The sequence below is a fragment of the Actinopolymorpha sp. B9G3 genome, from assembly GCF_040120725.1.
Taxonomy (GTDB): domain Bacteria; phylum Actinomycetota; class Actinomycetes; order Propionibacteriales; family Actinopolymorphaceae; genus Thermasporomyces.
This window is the reverse complement of record NZ_JBEEAB010000011.1, coordinates 76,624-97,685: the sequence shown is the minus strand read 5'-3', so window position 1 is coordinate 97,685 and position 21,062 is coordinate 76,624. Positions and strand designations below refer to the sequence as shown.

The following is a 21,062-nucleotide window of genomic DNA, read 5'->3' as shown; positions in this document are numbered from 1 at the left end:
GGTGCCTGAGGTGCCGGACGTACCTTCGGTGGCGGGGTCCGCCACGCGTCCCGGTGGGTCCGCCACGCATCCCGACGTCGCGCGACTGCTCGATCGCAGCCACCGACTCGGCGCGGACCCGCGCAACACCAACTACGCGGGCGGAAACGCGTCGTGCAAGGCGACGGCCACCGATCCGGTGACGAACGCCGATGTCGAGCTGCTGTGGGTCAAGGGTTCGGGAGGCGACCTCGGAACCCTGACGGAGAAGGGTCTCGCGGTCCTGCGGCTCGACCGGCTGCGGGCCCTGACCGAGGTCTACGAAGGGGTCGAACGCGAGGACGACATGGTGGCGGCGTTCGACTTCTGCCTGCACGGCAAGGGCGGGGCGGCACCATCGATCGACACCGCGATGCACGGGCTCGTCGACGCCGCGCACGTCGACCATCTCCACCCTGACGCCGGTATCGCCTTCGCGACGGCCGCTGACGGTGAGGCGCTGACCAAGGAGTGCTTCGGCTCCCGGGTCGCGTGGGTGCCGTGGCGGCGCCCAGGATTTCAACTGGGCCTGGACATCGCGAAGATCAAGGCCGCGCATCCGGAAGCCATCGGGGTGATCCTGGGCGGTCACGGCATCACGGCGTGGGGTGCCACCTCCGAGGCGTGCGAGGCCAACTCGCTGGAGATCATCCAAGCCTGTCAACGCTACCTTGACGAGCACGGGCGCCCTGACCCGTTCGGGCCGGTCGTCGCCGGCTACGAACCGCTTCCCGAAGGTGAACGCAGGGCGCGGGCGGCGGCGCTCCTTCCGTTCGTCCGCGGACTCGCCTCCTCCGACCGTCCGCAGCTCGGCCACTACACCGACTCTGACGCCGTGCTTGACTTCCTCGCCCGCAAGGAACATCCGCGCCTCGCCGCCCTTGGCACGTCGTGCCCGGACCATTTCCTGCGGACGAAGGTCCGCCCGCTGGTGCTCGACCTCCCGCCTTCTGCGCCGCTGGAAGACGTGACCGCTCGCCTGAGGGAGTTGCACGCCGCCTACCGCGAGGACTACCGCGCCTACTACGAGCGGTACGCCGACTCCGCCACACCGGCCATGCGCGGCGCCGATCCGGCGATCGTCCTCGTTCCTGGCGTCGGCATGTTCAGCTTCGGCAAGGACAAGCAGACCGCGCGGGTGGCCGGCGAGTTCTACGTCAACGCGATCAACGTCATGGGGGGCGCCGAGGCGATCTCGACCTACCAGCCGATCGAGGAACGCGAGAAGTTCCGGATCGAGTACTGGATCCTCGAAGAGGCCAAGCTGGCGAGGATGCCCAAGCCCAAACCGCTCGCGACGCGGGTGGCGTTCGTCACCGGCGGCGGCTCGGGCATCGGCAAGGCCATCGCCGAACGGCTCGCTGCCGAAGGCGCATGCGTCGTCGTCGCCGACATGAACGCCGAGACGGCGGCGACGGTCGCCGAAGGCATCGGCAGCACGGACGTCGCGGCATCGGTGACGGTCGACGTCACCGACGAGAACCAGGTGCAAGCTGCCCTTGACAGTGCGGTTCTCGCCTTCGGCGGGGTCGATCTCGTCGTCAACAACGCCGGCCTGTCGATCTCGAAGTCCTTGCTGGAAACGACGACTGCCGACTGGGACCTGCAGCACGACGTGATGGCGCGCGGGTCGTTCCTGGTGGCGAGGGCCGCCGCCGCTCTCCTGATCGACCAGGACATGGGCGGCGACATCGTCTACATCTCCAGCAAGAACGGCGTCTTCGCCGGACCCAACAACGTCGCCTACGGCGCCGCGAAGGCCGATCAGGCACACCAGGTGCGGCTGCTGGCCGCCGAGTTGGGAGAGCACGGCATCCGGGTCAACGGCATCAACCCTGATGGCGTCGTCCGTGGCTCCGGCATCTTCGCCTCCGGCTGGGGTGCCCAGCGGGCGGCCGTCTACGGCGTACCGGAGGAGAAGCTCGGCGAGTACTACGCCCAGCGCACCCTGCTGAAACGGGAGGTCCTGCCCGAGCACGTCGCGGCGGCGGTCGTCGCTCTGGTGGCGGGTGATCTCTCGCGCACGACCGGTCTGCACGTCCCGGTCGACAGTGGCGTTGCCGCTGCCTTCCTGCGGTGAGTTCGGATGGACAGCCCGACGACGAACGCCCCGCAGGCCTCACCGACCGCTCAAGCCAGGCAGAAGACGCTGACCGCCGCGGCCGTCGACCTCGGCGCGTCGAGTGGGCGGGTGCTGCTCGGACACGTCGGCCAGGACACGTTGACGGCGAAGGTCGTCCACCGGTTCGCGAACGAGCCGATCGAGGCGGCCGGCCGGCTGTCCTGGGACCTGGACGCCTTGTGGGACGGCATCCTGGCTGGGATCCGAGCCGCCACAGAGACGGCCGCGGCCCTTCCTGACGCGTCGCGGCTGGAGTCGGTCGGCATCGACTCGTGGGGCGTCGACTACGGTCTGCTCGACGAGTCGGGCGCGCTGATCGCGCCGCCGGCGCACTACCGGGACGGGCGCACCGCGGGCGTGATGGAACGCGTCCGCGCGCAGCTCGGCGACGCCGAGATCTACGCGAGGACCGGCCTGCAGTTCATGGCGTTCAACACCGCCTACCAGCTGCTCGCGGAACAACCGGACGACCTTGCCCGGGCGGCGGCGATGCTGATGATCCCCGACCTGCTGTGCCACCGCCTCACCGGCACGATCGGGGCGGAACGCACGAACGCCTCCACCACCCAGCTGTACGACGTCACAAGGTCGGGCTGGTCCGACGACCTCATCGCCAAGCTGGACCTGCCACGGCGGATCTTCCCGCCCTTGCGCGAACCGGGCGAGCCTGTCGGCACACTGCTGCCGCACGTGCGTTCGGCACTGGGTGTCAACGACGGGTTGCGGGTGACGGCGGTCGCGTCGCACGACACCGCCTCCGCGGTCGCAGCGGTGCCGGCCGAGGGTGAGCATTTCGCGTACATCTCGTGCGGCACCTGGTCTCTGGTCGGGGTGGAGCTACCCGCGCCCGTCCTGTCCGCGGACAGTCTCGCCGCCAACTTCACCAACGAGGTGGGCGTCGACGGCACCGTGCGGTACCTGCGAAACGTGATGGGGCTGTGGCTGTTGCAGGAAAGCCTGCGCCACTGGCAGGAGTCGGGTGAGCAGGTGAGTCTCGAGGGGTTGCTCGCGGCCGCCGAGACCGAGCCGCCACTGCGCAGCGTCGTCGACGCCGAGTCCGAGGAGTTCCTCGCTCCGGGTGACATGCCCGGACGCATCCGCGCGTACTGCCGGCGGACGAACCAACCGGAGCCGACCACCCCCGCGGCGCTCACGCGGTGCGTCATCGACAGCCTCGCGCTCGCGCACGCGCGCAACGTGGGACTGGCCGAGCGACTCTCCGGCGCCCAGGTCGACGTCGTCCACATCGTCGGCGGCGGCGCCCTCAACACCCTCCTCTGCCAGCTCACCGCCGACGCCTGTGGGCGGCCCGTGGTGGCCGGCCCGGTCGAGGCGACCGCGTTGGGGAACCTGCTCGTCCAGGCACGCGCGTACGGCGTCATCTCCGATCGCGTGGCCGGACGCGCGCTCGTCCGGCGCACCCAGCAGCTGCGCCGCCACGATCCCCGTGACACTGACCGCTGGCGGGCCCACCTGGGCGACTGACACGACGCGCCGCCCGGCGCGTGGAGGCGTACGTCCTGGACGTCGCCGAACCGACCGGAACCGGACGGACGGTTGCCGCAGGTCGGTCAGCCGGCTGACCGCCCTTTCATGAGCCGGCGCGCCGATGGGTATGGTGCCGGCGACGTCGAACCGCGGGAGGGTCCTCGTGCGCGCACTTGTCTTTCGTGGCCCCTGGGAGATCGCGGTCGAGGAGCGGCCGGATCCTGTCGCGGGCCCCGGTGAGGTGGTCGTGGGCGTCGTCTCCACCGGAATCTGTGGGTCCGACGTGCACGGTTTCACCGGGGAGAACGGCCGTCGCTTTCCCGGACAGGTCATGGGGCACGAGACCGTCGGCCGAATCGCCGCGGTCGGGCCGGACGTGGCCGCGCCGCCGGTGGGGACGCTGGTGACCGTCCACCCCGTGCTCGCGTGCGGCACCTGTGCCGCCTGCCGCGCGGGGCTGGACTACCGCTGCCCCGTCAAGCGCATCATCGGCGTGGATCCGGCGTACAGCTCGGCGTTCGCCGAACTCATGGCGGTCCCGGCCGGCAACGCCGTGCCCCTCCCCGAGGACATGCCGGCCGAGTACGGCGCCCTGGTCGAACCGCTCGCGGTCGGCCAGCATGCCGTCGTCCGTGGCGGATGCGGGCCGGGCGACCGGGTGCTCGTCGTCGGCGGCGGGCCCATCGGGCAGGCGTGCGCGCTGGCCGCCCGGCGGCTTGGTGCCGGCGGACTTGTCGTCTCCGAGCCGCACGCCGGACGCCGTTCGCTGCTCGCCGACGTGGGTGTGGCGACCATCGACCCGGCTGCTGGTGACTCGCTCGCCGACGATGCCGCGGCCGCGCTCGGCGGCCCACCGAGCCTGGTCGTGGACGCGGTGGGGTCGTCGCGTTCCCTCACCGACGCCTTGACCGTATGTGCGCCGGGCGAGCGGGTGGTGCTGGTCGGCATGCACGAGCCGCAGGTGAGCATTCCCGCGTACGACGTGAGTATCGAGGAACGCACCCTCATCGGCAGCTACTGCTACACGGCCGACCACTTCCGCGAAACGGCTGCCTGGGTGGCGACGGCGCCGCCGGAGCTGGCCCGGCTGGTCGAGGGCCGGGTGGGCCTGGCGGAGGCGCCGACCGCGTTCGAGGCACTGGCGAGGGGAACCGACGGCGCGAGCAAGGTGCTGGTCTTCCCCGGTGACCCGTCGTCGTCGTAGCCCGATGCCCCTACGACGCCGCCGCGTAGCTCCTGAGGTCGAAGCTGTCCACGACGTCGGCCGGGCGGAGTGACCGGCCGGCCGCCAGCAGACGGCGAGCAGCCATGTGGTCAGGCACGCGGTTGACCGACTCGACGGCGACCAACCGCTCCCCACGGAAGCAGAACACCGAGAAGGCGCCTTCCGTGGGATCGCCGCGTACGACCGCATTGTCGTAACCGTCCGAGATGCCGGCGATCTGGAGTCTGGCGTCGAACTGCTCACTCCAGAACCACGGCAGTGACGTGTAGGGCTCGGCGGTACCTGTGAGACGGGCGGCCAGGCACCTGGCGTGGTCGACGGCGTTCTGCACCGACTCCAGGCGGACATGGCGGCCGGTGTGCCTGCTGGGATAGGCGGCGCAGTCGCCGATCGCGGAGATATCGGGGTCCGACGTGGACATGTGGGTGTCGACGACGACTCCGTTGTCGACGGCCAGTCCGGCTTCCGCGGCGAGCTCGGTGTTGGGCACCACACCGATTCCCACCACGACGACGCCTGCCAGCAGCACGGTGCCGTCCGCGAGCTCGACCGCCGTCACGTGCTGCGTGCCGTGCAGGCCGGCCACCGGGACACCGCGCACCACGCGATTGCCATGCCGCTCGTGCAAGGCTTCGTAGTGCTGGGACACCACCGGCGACACCGCCCGCCGCATCACCCGGTCCGCCACCTCGACGACCGTCACCGTCAGCCCGAGCTTCGCCGCTGACGCGGCGAACTCCAGTCCGATGAAGCCGCCGCCGATCACCACGATGTCGCGGGCGGTGCCCAGCCGTTGGCGGATGCGGTCGGCGTCGGCCTTGGTACGCAGGCCGAGTACGCCGTCGAGCCGGGCACCCGGAACGGACAGCTCCCGATTGCGGGTGCCGGTGGCAAGGACGAGATGCCCGTACTCCAGCTCGCGGCCGTCGGCGAGGCGGAGTCGGTGGCACTCGCGGTCGATGCCGACCGCGTGCCCGGCCACCAGTTCGATGTCGTGCTTGGCATAGAACGTCATCGGACGCAGCGCGAGCCTGGCGTCAGCCAGCGCTCCAGTGAGGTACGCCTTGGACAGCGGAGGCCGTTGGTAGGGGATGCCCGGTTCATTGCCGACCAGGACGACGCGGCCCCGATATCCCTTGTCCCGCAGCGACGCGGCCACCTGGTAGCCCGCCTGCCCGGCACCCACGATCACGACGGTGCTCATTGTTCGCTCACCGCTCCTCGTTCGCTCCGCGGACGGCTCGCTGCGCATCGCCAGCCACTCCGCTCACTGCGTCGGGTTCGCTCGGTGGTCACGTCTGCTCCTCGGGAACGGTGACGATGAGACCATCGAACTCGCCTGTGACCCGCAGCTGGCAGGACAGCCGACTGTTGGCTTCGCGAGGGCTCGCGGTGTTGTCGAGCATCGCGTCCTCGTCGATGCGCATCTCGGGCAGCCTGTCGAGCTGTTCGGGGTTGACGTAGACATGGCACGTGGCACAGATGAGGTTGCCGCCGCACTCGGCGACGATGCCATCGACGCCGCCTTCCAGCGCCGCCTCCATGACCGACATCCCCGTGCGCACATCGAAGGACATCGCGGAGCCGTCCTGCTGACAATAGGTGATCTTGGGCATCATCAAAGCTCCGACCTTTCCAAATGCCTTTCCGGTGGACGTGGGCGTCGATGCCGCGTAGAGGAAACGGTAATAAGGGCTTATTGCCGGAATGTTAGATTCGCTCTCAATGAGCCAGCCGTGCGTTGTGCGGTAAATGTTCGCCCCCCGCAATCCGCCCCCAGTGAGCATGCGCGGTGTCCTCACCAGGGGAGGTCGACGATGACGCACAGGTCAGCGATCCGAACCGTGCACGGCGTCGGACTGTCGGGCGGTGGGGGACTGTCGGGCGGTGGCGGACTGGGCGGCTGAGTGGGGCTCGGTGACGTGGGCGACGGGCTCGGTGGTGGTTCCGGCGCGGTCGGCGACGGACTCGGCGCGGACGTGGGGGGTTGCTCGGTCGCGGTCGGCGTAGGCGTCCCGGCTGGCCCGGGTGCGCCGGGGTCCCGGTTCGGCCGCGTGACCGGCGGCGACCAGTCCGCGGCGGGCTCCGAGCCCGGTCGTGTCCGTTCGGGCGTCGGTGTGGGCCCTGTCACCGACTCCGTGGGAGTCGGCTCGCGGCTCTCCGGTGGTACGGCCGGGCGGGTGGGCGCCGGTGCGGGTAGCGCCTCGCCGATCTCTCGCGCGCCGAAGGGCCACAGGACGGAGAGCACGAGGACGACGGAGGCAACCAGGGCGGCCGACCCCGCTGCCACCGTTGCCGGACGCCTACGGAGTCGCCGTACCAGGGCCGTGGCACCGGCACTGACGGTACCCGCGGTCAGCGCCGCCCGGGTGCGGAGCGACTGTCGACGCCGCCGGATCGCGTTGATCACCGCGTCGACGACCACGAAGCCGACCAGGCTCACGCCGAAGACCGGCAGCAGCCAGCCGAGCACGGCGGCGGCCACCACGACGCCAGCCAGGACGGTCCGCGGCAGCTGCCGCCACGCCGGCGGAGGCGCTGACGCCCACGGGTCCTTGTAGGGGTTGCGCGTCCACCACATCCGGTAGCCGAGCCAGGCCAACGCGATCACGCCGAGCGCCAGCAGCGCCACGATGATCTGGTTGGCGAGTCCGAACAGCCTGCCGGTGTGGAACTCGACGCCGATGGTCGCGAGCTTGGCGCCCAGCGGGTAGTCGCTCCAGCCGATCCGTTCGATCACCTTCCCGGAGGAGGGATGGATCGCGATGCTGTCGTGCCGGAGGGGCAGGCCGACCGACCTCTCGGCGGCGGTGTACGGCCGACTCTCCGCGGCGGGGAGAGTCACCACCAACTCACCACCGAGCCCCTCCGCCGCGGCGACGGCCAGCGCCTCGTCGATGCCGATCCGGTCGGCGTTCGCCGGCACGTCGACGGGGGCTCCCGTGAGCGCCGGAGCTCGCGCGTCGAGTGGGTCGACCGCCTGCTGCGTACGACCGCCCGCGAACTGGGACATGGTCAACCCGCTGAGACCCAGGAGGAGCAGGCCGATGGCCAACCAGAGCCCGACCGGGCCGTGCACGCCCAGCAGGCGCAACCGTTCCGCCTTGCTGCGGGTCGAGGGCCTGAGCAGCTCACCCCACCGCCGTCTGCGGCCCGGCTGGAGGAGCCACACGGCCACGCCACCGAGGGCGATGAACGGCAGCCAGCTGGCGGCGAGCTCGGAGTACAGCCGTCCGGCGTCGCCGAGGTGCAGGTTGCTGTGGAGATCGCGAAGCCAGGTGTTGGCGGGTAGCTGGTTGGCGACCGTGGTCAGCTCACCGTTGAGGTAGCCGGTGTAGGGATCCACAAACACCGTCCGGGTCGCGCCAGGCTCGCCGGAGTCGTCCAGGTCGGGCACCGACAGCAGGACTCGTGTGGTGCGGTCCGGTGCGGGCGGCGGCATGACTGCCCGAACGGTGGCCTCCGGATGTGCGGTGAGTGCTGCCTCGACCTGGTGCGACATCGGGTGTGGTCTGCCGTCGGCGTTCTGGACGTACAACATCGAGTGGTACAGGCTGTCGTGGATCTGCGGGGTGAACACGTAGAGCAGACCGGTGAGGCACAGCACCACGAGGAACGGCGCGACGAAGATCCCGGCCAGGAAGTGCAGCCGGCGGGCAAGCACGCGGACGACGGTGCGCGTGTCGGCGGGTCGCGGTTTCCTGGTGTGGGAGGCCGGCCGCCGGACCTGCCGAGCGGTGTCCTGAGCGGCGTCCGATGTGGACAACGTGAACTCCTTCTGTGTGCCCTGGCGGGACAGCCGTCAGCCGACGTCCACGACGCCGGTGAGGGTTTGCCGATGCCCGCCGACGGACTGGATGGTCAGCGCGAGCTCCCACTCCCCGCGGGCCGGGATGGTCGCGGTGCTGACCAGGTGGCCCGGTGCGACCTCCTGGCTCGTCACCCGCACCGACCTGCCCGTACCGCCTGTTTGCTTGAGGACGGCCTTGACCGCGCTGCCGTCTTTGGGAGCGCCTTTCCGGTCGAGCACCGAGAAGTGCAGAGTGTTCTCGCCGACAGTGGCGGGGACGACGACCAGATCCAGCCAGCCCTTTCCGCCGGGGCCGCCGGTGTCGAACGCGAGCCGTGCCGGGGCGGGAAGCGTGTGTGCCGACCCCTGTGTGGCCGACCCCTGTGTGGCCGACCCCTGTGTGGCCGATCCCTGTGTGACCGGCCGCTGTGCGCCGGTCGCCGGGAGCAGCCCGGGCTGGACGGCCACGAGGAGTGCCGTCACGGCCAGGAAGGTTCCGGCGACCCCGGCCTCGACCGCCATGAGCCGGCGAAAACCCTTGGTCGGAGCGACCGGCTGACGTCGCTTGCCCGGACCATGCCGCGGCCAGTCGTCGCGCCGGCGCAGCCACCAGCGGCCCGCGACGCAGACCGCCGCGAGTGCGACCACCAGCGCGGTCCTTGCGATGAGCAGCCAGCCGGACGGGGTGGCGGTCACCGCGTCGAGGCCACCGAGTTGGCGCCAACTCTGGTAGCCGCCGGTGAGCACGAGCACGCCGACGCACACCAGCGCGACGCGGAAGAACCGGGCACCCGCTTCGCGTGCGTCGGTGACCTCGCGGTTGCGCAGCGGCGCCGCGCACGACAGCACCAGGCCACCGACCAAGACTCCGAACGCGGTGAGGTGCACGATGTCGACGGCCACCTCGAGCGGCCCGAGCGCGGACGTGGTGTGACCCGGGAGGGCCCAGGTGGCCGCGAGCGCTGCCGTGCAGCCAAGGACACCGCCGCCTCGCAGCCACAGCTCCCCTGTGGTCTCGGGCGGCCGGGCGGCAACCAGCTCCGCAACGGCGAACCCGGCCAGCACGAGCACCAACAGCCGCGCGAGCAACGCGGCGCCCTGCTCCGACTGGAAGGTGGCTACCAGGAGCGCGGGGTCGAGAGCGTCGGTCAGCGGTGCCCAGGCCGCATAGGGTCCGTACGACACGAGAACCGCGAGCGTGGCGGCGACGAGCCCGAGCCAGGCGTAGGTGATCAGGCGGCGGACACGACGGGCACCGGCCGGCCAGATGACGGCGACGAAGAACACGGCGCCGACGAGCACGACCATAGCCGCGAACGCGGCGAACCGAGCCAGCGTGCAGACCACCACGATGACCGTGCTCGGTTCGGTCTCGATCCGTGGGGCCGGATGCTCCCGGCTCCGGGACACGAAGTCGAAGGTGAACGTGCCGCCGACGGGTTCCAGTTGGCTGGACGGCAGGCTCCACGCCACGGCGTACGTGCCGGCGAACCGCGTCCTCGGCATCGGCACGGAGATCGTGTCGGCGCGACCGTCCACTCTGCTCGGACGGTCGAGGACGACCTCCCTGCGGTACGGGTCGGTCATACGGACGGTGACGAACCCCGCGGGAACGGGCCGGTCGAAGGTGAGCAGCAGACGCTCCGGCCGCGCGGTCTCGCCGTTACCCGGCGAGGTGGATCGCAGCACGGCGTCGCCGGTGGATGGCGACGCCACCACGAGCAACGCGGCCCAGCACCCGAGTACCAGCAACGAGACCGCGATGGCTCGCCCGACGAGCGACGGTGTACGCGTGCCCTGCGCCGAGGCCCTTCGGCCTCGACTCTGGACAAGTGTCATCGGGTGCTCGCCTCGGTCGCCGCCGCCGTTCCCGCCTCGTCCGCCGGATCGGCCGCGTGGTCCGCGTGATGCGCGTGGTCGGTGTCGCCCGCCTGGTCGGCACTGTCCGGCTGGTCGGCATCGTCCGTAGCTTCGCCGGATGAGGCGCTCCGGTGCGTTCGCACCTGCCGGACGAGAGCGATCCCGAAGATCACCCCGATGCAGGCCAGTACCAGGACGAGCAGCAGGGTCAGGATGTCGTCGTCGGACTGCCCGCCCGACTCACCGGCGCTTTGGGCAGAGTCGCCTCGGTCGGCGGAGTCGTCGGCCGACTTGACGGCTGCGGCGTCGTCCGCCGGCGGGCTCGCGGACGGGGTGTCGACCCTTCCCGCGCCGATGGTGATGGCCGGCGCCACGGGGTTCTGCTGACTGGATGCCGAGGCGTCGGGCCACATGTCGGTGTCGCCGTTCGCGTACGTCTGGGTCGCTTCGAGGGCGAGGCGGCCGTGGCGAGGAAGCGGCCCCAGCGTGACGAGGAACTGCTCGAACTGGCCAGGGCCGACGCGGCCGCCTTCCCACACGATGGACTCGGCGACCTCGCGGACGGCCCGACCCTCGACCTCGGCCGGCGGGTTCAGCGGCCTTGTCGAGATGCTCACCGTCCAGCCCTTCACGGGGGTGACCTCGACGATCGAGATCGGTGTGTCGTCGGGAAAGACGAGCGCGAGCCGGTTCGTCGACGTGTCCTGCCGCTCGTTGGCGAGCCGGATGGCGAACGTCTCCGTTCCTCCGCCCTTCACCGTGCCGGGCACGATCGAGACGCGGGCCGCGGCGGGTTCGGCCATCACGAGGACGCCGAGCATGGTCGCGGCCATCGTGGCGAGCACAGTGGCTAGCACGGTGAGTACGAGAGTGACATAGCGGGGAAGGCGGGACTGGCAGAGCGCCATGGTGGGACTCCCTGGGGATGGCAAGGCCGGGACGACCAGTCACGAATGCACGAATGAAGGAGGCGGCCCTGAACAGGGACCGTTCATGGAGACTCTGTTCATCGAGGGTGCGGCCCGGGGCAGGGCGATGCCCCGGGCCGCGTTCAGATGCCTACGAGCAGGCGTCTGGATCAATCGGGTTGAGCTGCTCGCAGGTCAGCTTCTCCCGCCAACCGGCGGGAACCTGCTGCGACCAGCCGTTGTAGACAATCGGGACAGGCAACACACCCTGTCCGCCCATGCCGTCCTGACCCGTGATGGTGTCTTCCATCGCGGTGCCAGGCTCCTGCGACATCACGAGCTGCCCAGCGATGGTGGCGTCAGAGATGTCGCCATCCATGTTCGGGTCGATGTCGATCACCTGTGCCGCGTTGGAGAACTTGTTGGACACGTAGCCGTAGTAACCGCCGCCCTTCTTGGCACCGAAGTTGATGCCGTGACAGCCGGCGTTACACGGCAGGTCCTTGACCACTTCGTTCGTCGACGGGTCGATCACGGAGACCGTGCCGCTGTAGGTGTTGGCCGCCAGCAGCGCCTTACCGTCCGGGCTCACCGGGAGCTGGATGGTGAGGCCACCGAATGGACCGCCCGTGGGCCCCGAGATCGGGTCGTAGTTCTCCCACAGGTCGATGCTGCTGTTGGTCACCAGTTCGCCATCCTGCATACACGCGTCCTCCGCGATGGAGATACACGAGATGCTTGCGCCGAGGAAGTCCGCCAGGTATGCCCTCGACGAGTCGGGGGTCATGCCCGTGGCGATCGGCAACTCACCGGTTGGTGCCTTGCGCCACGTCCCTGACTCGTTGTCGACGATGGTGGCGTCGTACGGATTGACGTTCGGGGTGACCGTCGTCTTTCCGTCATGGCTGAGCCAGAACGCATGCGGGTGCTGCGGCATGGCCTCCTGGCTCTGCGGGCCGACTGGTATGCGCCGATCGATCTTCGTGGCGCCCGGCGTGAGCTCCACGACATCGGTGCCACCGTTGATGGCCACCTGCACCTCGTCCGTGTCGGTCCGGGTCATCACGTGGGAGGGGTCTGGTCCCACCTTGACCGTACGAACGTGCTTGCCGCTCTCCCGCTCGAAGACGGACAGCTCGTCGTCGAACCATTCCGTCTGGTACAGGTACTTGTAGTTCTTGTCGGTCCACATGTTGTGCGGGTTGTTCATGTTGATGGCTGAACCGGAGATCTTGCGAGCGATCTTCCAGTTCTCGACATCGATCTTCGTGGCCGCACCCACCTTGTCCTTACCGGCGTACTCCTCCATCTGAGTGTCGATCCAGACCTCGCCGACCCCAGGGGTCTTCGGCGGACTCAGCGCCGGCAACTCCTTGGGGTACTTGAACTTCTGGTCGTAGTACGCATCCAGGTTGGGGATCAGCACCTGGTCGCCGTCCTCGTCGTACTGCAGGATCGGCGCGGGCGGGACTACCGGGTTCCAGCTCGAGGACTCCGTGTAGCTGTACTCCTGCCAGTTGTCCGGCACGGTGATCGTGAAGAACGCGTTCACCAGCCGCTGGATGACGTCCGCACTCGACGGGACGCTCAGGTCGCGCGATGTGACCTCGAGCTCCTTGCCGAAGTCGAGCCCGACCGTGAGCGGGTCGTCGATGACCGCCGCACCGAGCATGTACGGGTGGATCGTGCACGTCCACGCGTACAGTCCCGGCTCGGTGAGCTGGGTCGACGCCTCGCCCATGAAGGCACCCGGCTGCTCGAACATCGGAGCGCCCTTGGGCCGGATCAGCGAGGTGATGTCGTGCACCGACTCGTTGTCCGGACCCGCGATGTTGAAGGTCGCCGTGACCGCAGGGCCTTTCTGGGCGAACTTCGTGAGGTCATCGAGGGCCTTCTGCAGGTCGACGCCGACCGGCAGGCTGTCGAGGCTGATCGGCGCATCGACCGGAAGGTCGGCCGTCTGCTCGGCGAACTGCCCGAGCAGCGACTCCGCCTTGGCGGCGGCCGGAGCCGCCTCCTTGTTGGACTGCGCGATCGACGTCACGGCCGCCAGGGTGCTGTCCAGGTTGAGCATCTCGGACAGGTTGACCCCGGTTTCCCCGAGCAACGGCACCCCGCCGGTCGCACCCGACACGAGGCCGGAGAGCGAGTCGGTCAGGTTGGCGTTGGTCAGGCCAGAGGCCTGAGCCGACGTCAGTCCACCGATGCCTGGTACGCCGGAGGTCAGCCCCTCGACGCCCGCGGCACCGCCGGTCAGCCCACCGACGTCCGGTGCGCTGCCGGTGAGTCCGCCGACGTCCGGAAGGCCGCCGCCGGTGAGTCCACCGGTCAGTCCGCCGGTGAGCCCACCGACGTCCGGAACTCCGCCGCCGGTGAGTCCACCGGTCAGTCCGCCGGTGAGCCCACCGACGTCCGGAACCCCGCCGCCGGCGAGTCCACCGACGTCCGGGACGCCGACCGGCCCACCGACACTCGCGATGCCGACCCGCGGCAGGACACCCACCGCGAGCGACTGACCGCCGAACAGGTCGAGCCCCGAGTCGAACCAGTTGCCGTTGCTGTCCTTCAGATCGAAGGTGATCGGTACCGGACCAGCACCGACGGGCAGCGCGGCCGCCTGCGGTGCTGCCATCGTCACCGTTCCGAGTGCCGCGAGCGCCAGGACCGTGGCCGCTCCTTTGAGACGTTTGCGTCTCCTCGACGCTCCCGGGGGAGCATTTTCGGGCATGAGGTTCCCTTCGTTCGATCCCAGAGGGTCGCTCGAACTGCCGCTTGATCCGACGGCACAGTTCGAACACAAAGAGTGAAATGCCTGAGAGGCGCCGAAATGGAGACGAGGTCGTAAATGCACCGTTAAACGGGCTTAACCCTCAATGCGGGATTTCGGTGATATGCCCGAATAGGGCGCGACAGTAGCCACCGGGGAAGGGCCGTCCTCTGCCGGTGTGCAGCACTCGTCCCGCTCAACGACGAACCGTGGTGATGGGTAACGGGTGTGCCGGGATCCCGTCCGACAGCGTCTTCCCGCCCCGGCGGGAAGACGCTGTGGGAAGAGCCCAGAAAGGGCCTGGTGGGCCCCGTCCGTGGTGGACGGGTCTGGCGTGCTAGCTCGGCGCGGGGAGGATGCAGCCGGGGCTGGGCACGGCCAGCACGTCGTCGGCCTGCTTCGGTACGCCGGTCACCGGGTCGAGGGCGAAGTGCGTGACCTCGTGTGAGCGCTCGTTGGCGACATAGAGATGTCCACCGAAGACGGCCAGGTGCCGCGGCCACGCCCCACCTGTGGGGACGTCGGCGACCGGCCGCACGCTCGCGCCCGACACCTCCAGGGTGCCGATGACATCGAGGCCGCGGTTGGCCACGTAGAGATGACGGCCGTCGTCACTGATCGCTATCTCCGACGGGTAGTTGTCCGCCGGGGCGCGCTGCACGGTCGACGGCGCGACGCCTCGGCCCTCCATCGTTCCGGTCCGCGGATCGAGCGCGTAGGTCGTCACGGTGGAGTCGAGTTCGCCGGCGACGTGCACCATCCCGTCCGGTGCGAAGGCGAGGTGGCGGGGTCCGGCACCCGGCGCCGTCTTCGCGACCGGCCCTGGCGTGAGCGTGCCGGTGTCGAGGTCAAGTGTGTACGTGAGGACGGCGTCGATGCCGAGGTCGGCGACGAGGACCTGGTGACCGCTCGGATCGATGCGTACCTGATGCGCGTGGGGTCCTTCCTGGCGGTCGGGGTTCGGACCCGAGCCGGCATGCTGGATCAGATCGGTGCGGTCGCCCACCGACCCGTCGGGCAGGATCTGGTGCACGGAGACGTGCCCGCTGCCGTAGTTCGCGGTCAATAGATAGCGCCCGGACGGATGAACTGTGAGGTGACAGGCTCCCCTGCCGCCGGTCGGCTGGGCGGTGCCGACCTCGGTCAGCTCGCCCGACGCGCTGACGGCGTAGGCAACGACCGACGCGGCGGCGGTTTCGTTGATGGCGTAGAGATGGCTGCCACTCGGATGCCAGGCGAGGAAAGCCGGCGAGGCTGTCTCGGCCACGAGTCCGACGAGTTCGAGCGCACCCGACCCGCGATCCTGCTCGGCCAGACTGATGCCAGCCCCGTCGCCTCCCGCTCCCACCGTGAACGAACCGATGTAGACCCTGCGGTGGTCGGTCGCGGTGCCGCTGCTCGCCATTGGCTCCTCCGTCTGGTTGCGCTCGCACGCCTCGCCCGCAGCCATCCTGGCCGTTCCGCGCGCCAGGCATCTGGTCCTGTCGGCTGAGTGAGGAGCATGTCAGGGACCGCTCGCCGCATGCTAGGGGGTGTCTGATCGATCGTGATCCATCAGACACCCCCTAGCGGGATCTGAAGATGTCGAGGTTCTTCGACTGGCGTCGCGTGACCTGCGAGAAGAGTTTCTCGAGGCCGTGCTCGATCCGGTCCAGCTTGTCCTTCGGAAGGCGCAGGGACCGGGCGATCCGGGAGGGGTCCGTCCCTCCGTGCCAGGCGATCACCACCGTGCCGCCGGGGCGTACCACACGGTGGAACTCCTGGAGGCCTGCCTCGAGGTCGGGCCAGATCGCGACGTTGTTGACCGACACGACGTGATCGACGCTCTGGTCCGGGAGCCCTGTCCGTTCCGCGGTCCCCACGCGCAGGTCGACCCTGCCCTCCCCGGCAGCGGCCCGGTTGACTCTCGTCGCGACGTCCCGCATGTCGGGTGAGGGATCGATCCCCTGGATGAGCACGGCGTCCGTACGCTCGACAAGCAACCGGACCAGGCCGCCTGGACCGTACCCGACCTCGAGCACCCGATCACCGGGCCGCACCTCGAGGTTGTCGAGAACGACGTGCTGCGGGTTCGTCCAGAGCATGATCCGCCCGGCCAGGCGTCCCCTGATGCCATTGGGCCTGGCGAACGGAGAGGTGACCGGCCGCTCCATGGCCCACGAACGTGCGAGTTCTGTCTCCATGGCCGTCAGACTGGCGCTTCAACCCGACTTGAAGTCAAATGGCGACATGGATCTCCTGCCCATCGGTGAGGCCGCCACCAGCCTCGGGATGAACACGTCGGCGCTGCGCTACTACGACGAGAAGGGCCTCGTCCGGCCAGCGGCGCGCCAGGGCGGCCGGCGGATGTACGGTCCCGAGGAGTTGCGTCGACTCGCGTTCATCCAGATCATGCAGCAGCTGGGGATGAGCCTGGACGCCGCCTCGGCTGTCCTCGACGAGCCGAGTGATCGCTGGCGCGAGGTCGTCAGTGAGCAGATCGAGATGCTCGAGCACCTCATCGCCCAGGCCAGAGGGGCTCAGCACTTCCTCGAGCACGCCGCGAAATGTCCGGCCGAGCACCCGGTTCGTGAGTGTCCGTACATGATCGATGCGCTTGACCGGCGGCTCGCAGGAGTACCCCTCGAACAGCTCGCCGCGGAGCACGGTCAGCCGGTGCCTGACGGATACCGCAGGCGTTAAACGTCTCGCACTGCCGAGAGCGGATGTGGTGACCGGATCGTAACGGTCGAGTAGTACCACCGGGCACCGTTCGTAACATCCGCCTGGCTTTCTACCACGGTGACCGTATTTTCCCCATCAACGAGCTTGCTCCGGCTCGTGGCGAAATGCGACCACTTCCGTTCCACATCGAAGAAGGGAAGCCGATGGGCGCGTCGAGTTCGTCGTCTGGGGATGGCCGATCCCGAATCCGGCTGGCTTGCGTGCTCGCCGCGGTCGCCGGTGTCGTCATGATCCCGGGGCCCGCGCTTGCGCACGTCACCGTCAATCCGGACACGGTTGAGGCGGGCGGCTACGCCAAGCTCGCCTTCCGCGTCCCGAACGAACGCGACGACGCGTCCACCACGCGGGTCGAGGTGGTCTTTCCTCAGGACAACCCGCTGGGCCACGCGTCGGTCAAGCCGGTACCCGGCTGGACATCGACGGTCACCATGAAGAAGCTCGCCGAGCCGATCGTGTCCGGCGACAGCGAGATCACCGAGGTCGTGTCGTCCATCGTGTGGAGGGGCGGCACGATCGGGGCGGGCGAGTTCCAGGAGTTCGAGGTGTCGGCCGGCCGGCTGCCGCAGGGCGAGGCGGCGCTCGCGTTCAAGGCACTGCAGACGTACTCGAGCGGGGAGGTGGTCCGCTGGATCGAACTCCCAGGTGCTGATGGCACGGAGCCCGAGAGTCCGGCACCGATGTTGACGGTCGCACCGCCCGAAGCGGCGAACGCGGGAGCCGGCGCGGCCGAGTCGCCGAACGACGCGGCCGAAGACACGGCGGCAGAGGGTACGGCGGCGGAGGATGCGGGCGGCGGAGAGCCCGCTGGTCAGACCGAGGCCGTCGCCGCGCAGGATCCGGGCGCCCGTTGGCTGGCCGGTGCGGGACTGGCCGCCGGACTGCTGGCATTGGGCGTCGCGATCCTGCGCCGCCGTCCGACCGGTGCCATCCCGCAGACATCGACGACTGAGGCCGCGGCCGCCCCTGAGGAGCCGGCGAAGGCGCGGCGGTGAGTCGTCGTCGGCTGATCCGACGTTGTGCCACGGTCGTGGCGGCCGTGGTGACCACCTGGCTCGCTCTGCTCGTCGGAGCGGGCCAGGCGTGGGCCCACGCCGACCTGGTGTCGACCCAACCCGCCAATGGACAGCGCCTCGCGACCGCGCCGCACGAGGTGAGGTTGACGTTCACCGAGCCGGTCGACCTCGGGCTCGGCGCGGTGAAGGTCCTGGACTCTGCCGGCAGGTCGGTGAGAACGGGTGCCCTGGCGCACCCTCCGGGCGACGCCACCACGGTCGCCGTGCCGATCCGCGGCTCGCTTCGAGCCGGTGTGTACACGGTCACCTGGCAGGTGACGTCGTCCGACTCGCATCCCGTGCGGGGTGCCTTCGCGTTCACCGTCGGCGAGCCGTCCGCCGCGGCGGGTCCGGACCCGGCGGAGGCGAACGCGGGTACAGGGACGGGTGCAGGCAGGGGGTCGGCTGCGGTCGAGGCGGCCGGTGACGATGCGTACTCCCTGATCGGCGTGCTGTCGGGGGTGGTGCGCGCGTTGGCGTTCGCGGGCCTGGCGTTGTGCGTCGGCACTGCGTACTTCGTGGCGGTCTGTTGGCCTGCTGGCACGCGTGATCCGCGGGCGCTCCGGCTGCTCCGGTACGGCGGGATCGGGCTCGCGGGCGCGACTGTCGCGGCACTGCTCTTCTACGGTCCGTACGTCGCCGACCTGCCGGTCGGGGCGATCGCCAGACCGTCGCTGTTGGCCGAGACGTTGCAGACCCGGCTCGGCGCCGCCCTCGTGGTGCGGCTGCTGCTGCTCGCCGTGCTCGCGGTCGGGGGATGGCTGCTGCTCCGTCGGCTCGCGCGTCGCGGCAGTGACCAGACGGACGACCGCCGGACGCGAACCCTGCGCGGCGCGGGCGTCATCGCGGGCGCCGCCGCTCTCGCCGCGACGTGGAGCGCGGCCAACCACAGCGCCGCGGGTGTCCAGGTGCCCGTCGCGATCGTCGCGGACGTGGTCCACCTCGTGGCGATGGCGGTCTGGCTCGGCGGACTTGTCGCGCTGGGTGTGGTGCTGCTGCCCGGCCGGGGGGCCGACGGCGTGCGCGCCGCCGTACGACGGTTCTCGGCGACGGCCATGGCCTGTGTCGCGGCACTCGCCGCCACGGGTCTCTACCAGGCCTGGCGCCAGGTCGGCAGTGTCGCAGCACTCACCGGCACCGACTACGGCGGCGTTCTCATGCTCAAGGTGGCGCTCGTGCTCGTCATCCTGGTCCTCGCGTTCGGTGCGAGGTCGTGGGTACGCCGGCACGAGCGCCCGGCTGTCGCCCCGATCGCCCACTCGTCGACCCGCCGGCGGGGAGCGCCGCACCCTGCGAACAGCGAGGTCGCGAGGTTGCGTCGATCCGTGGTGGGCGAGGTCGGGGTCGCCGGCATGGTCCTGATCCTGACGGCGGTGCTCGTCAACACCGAGACCGGCCGCACCGCGCTGGCGAAGGAGGACAGCGCACGGACCGATGTGGCAGGCGCGACCGCGCTTGCGGGGGGCGATGCGCGTGGAACGACAGGTGGGCAGGACGGAACTGGGGGCGCGGCGGAACCTGGAGCGACGCCGACCATGCCGACGGTGCCTGGGATGGCGACGGTGCCTGGGATGGCGACCATTCCCTACGACACCGGCGGACCCGGCGGACAGGGCACGATCCAACTCGTCGTCCAGCCTCCGAAGGTCGGGGTGACGACGATGCACCTGGCCACCGTCGGCAAGGACGGCCGGCCGGTGGACCCGGTCGAGATCAGCGCCGCCGCGAAGCTCACCGAACCTGATGTGGGGCCGATCAACCTGAAGGTCGCGAAGGCATCGCAGGGGCACTACATCTCCTTGCCGATATTTCCCCTTGCTGGACAGTGGACGATCACGGTGACGATTCGTACGTCCGACGTGGACCAGGTGACGGTGACGGCTCCGGTCGACATCCGGTGAGGACCGTTCGGTACGGCCTCCCGGGCTCGCCGACGCTCAGTTTCGTCGGCGTTCAGTTTCGCCAGCGTTCAGGGCCGGTCGATCCGGAACGGCGTGAGGTCGAGCGGCGAGGGTTCATCGAGTGCGAGGGCCGCGGCGATCCGTCCGGAGTACGGTCCGGCGGTGAGGCCGGTGGCCCCCATCCCCGTCGCGACGACCAGTCCGTCGACACCGGGAACCCTCCCCAGGAAGGGGATCTCGTCGTCGCTGCGCGGCCGGAACCCGACCCGGGACTCCAGCAGGGTGGCGTCGGCGAGCCCGGGCGCGACGGTGAGCGCGTCGTCGAGGACCTCGCGGATGCCGCCGGCCGTGAGCCGGTAGTCGAACCCGGAGCCCGTCTCGCGCGTGGCGCCGCAGACGATCCGCCCACCCGGAAACGCCAGCAGGTAGTGCGCTCCGAGCGGCTGCACGATGGGCCACGCGGACGTGTCGACACCGGCGAGTTGGAGGTGGACGATCTGTCCCTTCTGCGGCGTCAAGGCAAGCTTGACACCGAACGGACGGAGCAGTTCCGGTGTCCAGGCGCCGGCCGCGACGATGACCGCGTCCGCTGGGACCAGGTCGCCTGCGGAGCCGCGGCCGGTGAGGCGTACGCCGGTGATCCGGCCGATGTCGTCCACGGCGAGCTGGGCAGAACCGGACCTGCGCGTCATGCCACGTCGGGCCGCCGCCCGGACCAGCGCGTCACGCATCATCCGACCGTCCACCCGCCCACCACCGGAGACGTGGACGCCGGAATAGTCCTCCCGCAACGGCGGAAAGTACCGGCGTACGTCAGCGGAGTCGACGCGGGTGACCTCGCCTACCGCCGGCGCCTCGGCCGCTCGTCGGGTGGCGAGTGCATGTGCGTCCGCGAGCGCGGCGTCGTCGGTGGAGACGAACAGCCCGCCCACCGTCGCGTAGCTGGGCTTGGTCTCGCCGTCGTCGCCGAGGGCTTCGATCAGCTCGGGATAGTACGCAGCGCCCGCCGCGTGCAGCTGGTAGGCGTCGACGTAGCGCTTGGCCGACGAGAGCCACGGGCAGATGATGCCCGCACCCGCGTCGGTGGCGCGGCCCGGATCCCCACGGTCGACCAGGACGACGTCGACGTCACGACCCCTCCGGGCGAGGTGATAGGCGACACTCGCGCCGACGATCCCCGACCCGACCACCACGATCCGCATGGTGT

The 21,062-nt window shown here is 69.9% G+C and carries 15 protein-coding genes; 6 read left to right on the top strand and 9 right to left on the bottom strand.

From position 1 onward, the window contains the following. Position 1: 1 nt before the first annotated feature. The 3 genes from ABNF93_RS19830 to ABNF93_RS19820 all read left to right on the top strand — a co-directional run bounded on the left by ABNF93_RS19830 (position 2) and on the right by ABNF93_RS19820 (position 4,832). Positions 2 to 2,098, top strand: a complete 2,097-nt coding sequence (locus tag ABNF93_RS19830; protein ID WP_349329587.1) for a bifunctional aldolase/short-chain dehydrogenase — start codon at positions 2 to 4, stop codon at positions 2,096 to 2,098. Positions 2,099 to 2,104: 6 nt separating this feature from the next. Beyond that, entirely contained in the window at positions 2,105 to 3,625 is a 1,521-nt protein-coding gene (locus tag ABNF93_RS19825) for a rhamnulokinase (protein ID WP_349329586.1), read from the top strand. 166 nt (positions 3,626 to 3,791) lie between these two features. Beyond that, positions 3,792 to 4,832, top strand: coding sequence for a zinc-dependent alcohol dehydrogenase (locus ABNF93_RS19820; protein ID WP_349329585.1), 1,041 nt, complete (start codon positions 3,792 to 3,794; stop codon positions 4,830 to 4,832). A 10-nt stretch (positions 4,833 to 4,842) separates the two neighbouring features. Here the strand turns inward: ABNF93_RS19820 and ABNF93_RS19815 are convergent, their stop codons facing one another. The 8 genes from ABNF93_RS19815 to ABNF93_RS19780 all read right to left on the bottom strand — a co-directional run bounded on the left by ABNF93_RS19815 (position 4,843) and on the right by ABNF93_RS19780 (position 16,361). Next, positions 4,843 to 6,057, bottom strand: a complete 1,215-nt coding sequence (locus ABNF93_RS19815; RefSeq protein ID WP_349329584.1) for an NAD(P)/FAD-dependent oxidoreductase — start codon at positions 6,055 to 6,057, stop codon at positions 4,843 to 4,845. Between the two features lie 88 nt (positions 6,058 to 6,145). Further along, the gene (locus ABNF93_RS19810) at positions 6,146 to 6,640 is read right to left on the bottom strand and encodes a 2Fe-2S iron-sulfur cluster-binding protein (RefSeq protein ID WP_349329583.1); all 495 of its coding nucleotides are present in this window, start codon (positions 6,638 to 6,640) and stop codon (positions 6,146 to 6,148) included. Between the two features lie 11 nt (positions 6,641 to 6,651). Then, positions 6,652 to 8,619, bottom strand: coding sequence for a PepSY-associated TM helix domain-containing protein (locus tag ABNF93_RS19805; protein WP_349329582.1), 1,968 nt, complete (start codon positions 8,617 to 8,619; stop codon positions 6,652 to 6,654). A 36-nt stretch (positions 8,620 to 8,655) separates the two neighbouring features. Next, on the bottom strand, positions 8,656 to 10,482 hold the full coding sequence (locus ABNF93_RS19800) for a copper resistance CopC/CopD family protein (RefSeq protein ID WP_349329581.1): 1,827 nt from the start codon (positions 10,480 to 10,482) through the stop codon (positions 8,656 to 8,658). Beyond that, positions 10,479 to 11,411 carry a DUF1775 domain-containing protein gene (locus tag ABNF93_RS19795; RefSeq protein ID WP_349329580.1) on the bottom strand — a complete coding sequence of 311 codons (933 nt, stop codon included), beginning with the start codon at positions 11,409 to 11,411 and terminating at the stop codon, positions 10,479 to 10,481. Before ABNF93_RS19795 ends, ABNF93_RS19800 begins: the two co-directional genes overlap by 4 nt. 151 nt (positions 11,412 to 11,562) lie before the next feature. Beyond that, positions 11,563 to 14,043 carry a YncE family protein gene (locus ABNF93_RS19790; RefSeq protein WP_349329579.1) on the bottom strand — a complete coding sequence of 827 codons (2,481 nt, stop codon included), beginning with the start codon at positions 14,041 to 14,043 and terminating at the stop codon, positions 11,563 to 11,565. Positions 14,044 to 14,515: 472 nt separating this feature from the next. Next, positions 14,516 to 15,583 (bottom strand): lactonase family protein, encoded by a 1,068-nt coding sequence (locus tag ABNF93_RS19785; RefSeq protein ID WP_349329578.1) that lies wholly within the window; start codon positions 15,581 to 15,583, stop codon positions 14,516 to 14,518. A gap of 160 nt (positions 15,584 to 15,743) precedes the next feature. Continuing rightward, positions 15,744 to 16,361 (bottom strand): class I SAM-dependent methyltransferase, encoded by a 618-nt coding sequence (locus tag ABNF93_RS19780; RefSeq protein WP_349329577.1) that lies wholly within the window; start codon positions 16,359 to 16,361, stop codon positions 15,744 to 15,746. A gap of 46 nt (positions 16,362 to 16,407) precedes the next feature. Here ABNF93_RS19780 and ABNF93_RS19775 point away from each other — a divergent pair, with 46 nt between their 5' ends. The 3 genes from ABNF93_RS19775 (at position 16,408) to ABNF93_RS19765 (ending at position 19,855) form a co-directional block, all read left to right on the top strand. Further along, on the top strand, positions 16,408 to 16,860 hold the full coding sequence (locus tag ABNF93_RS19775) for a MerR family transcriptional regulator (RefSeq protein WP_349329576.1): 453 nt from the start codon (positions 16,408 to 16,410) through the stop codon (positions 16,858 to 16,860). Between the two features lie 242 nt (positions 16,861 to 17,102). Continuing rightward, positions 17,103 to 17,894 carry a YcnI family copper-binding membrane protein gene (locus ABNF93_RS19770; protein WP_349329575.1) on the top strand — a complete coding sequence of 264 codons (792 nt, stop codon included), beginning with the start codon at positions 17,103 to 17,105 and terminating at the stop codon, positions 17,892 to 17,894. Further along, positions 17,891 to 19,855: a copper resistance protein CopC gene (locus tag ABNF93_RS19765; RefSeq protein WP_349329574.1), complete on the top strand. Its 1,965-nt coding sequence runs from the start codon at positions 17,891 to 17,893 to the stop codon at positions 19,853 to 19,855. The genes ABNF93_RS19770 and ABNF93_RS19765 overlap by 4 nt, the downstream gene beginning before the upstream one ends. 68 nt (positions 19,856 to 19,923) lie before the next feature. Here the strand turns inward: ABNF93_RS19765 and ABNF93_RS19760 are convergent, their stop codons facing one another. After that, positions 19,924 to 21,057 carry an NAD(P)/FAD-dependent oxidoreductase gene (locus ABNF93_RS19760; RefSeq protein WP_349329573.1) on the bottom strand — a complete coding sequence of 378 codons (1,134 nt, stop codon included), beginning with the start codon at positions 21,055 to 21,057 and terminating at the stop codon, positions 19,924 to 19,926. Positions 21,058 to 21,062 lie beyond the last annotated feature (5 nt).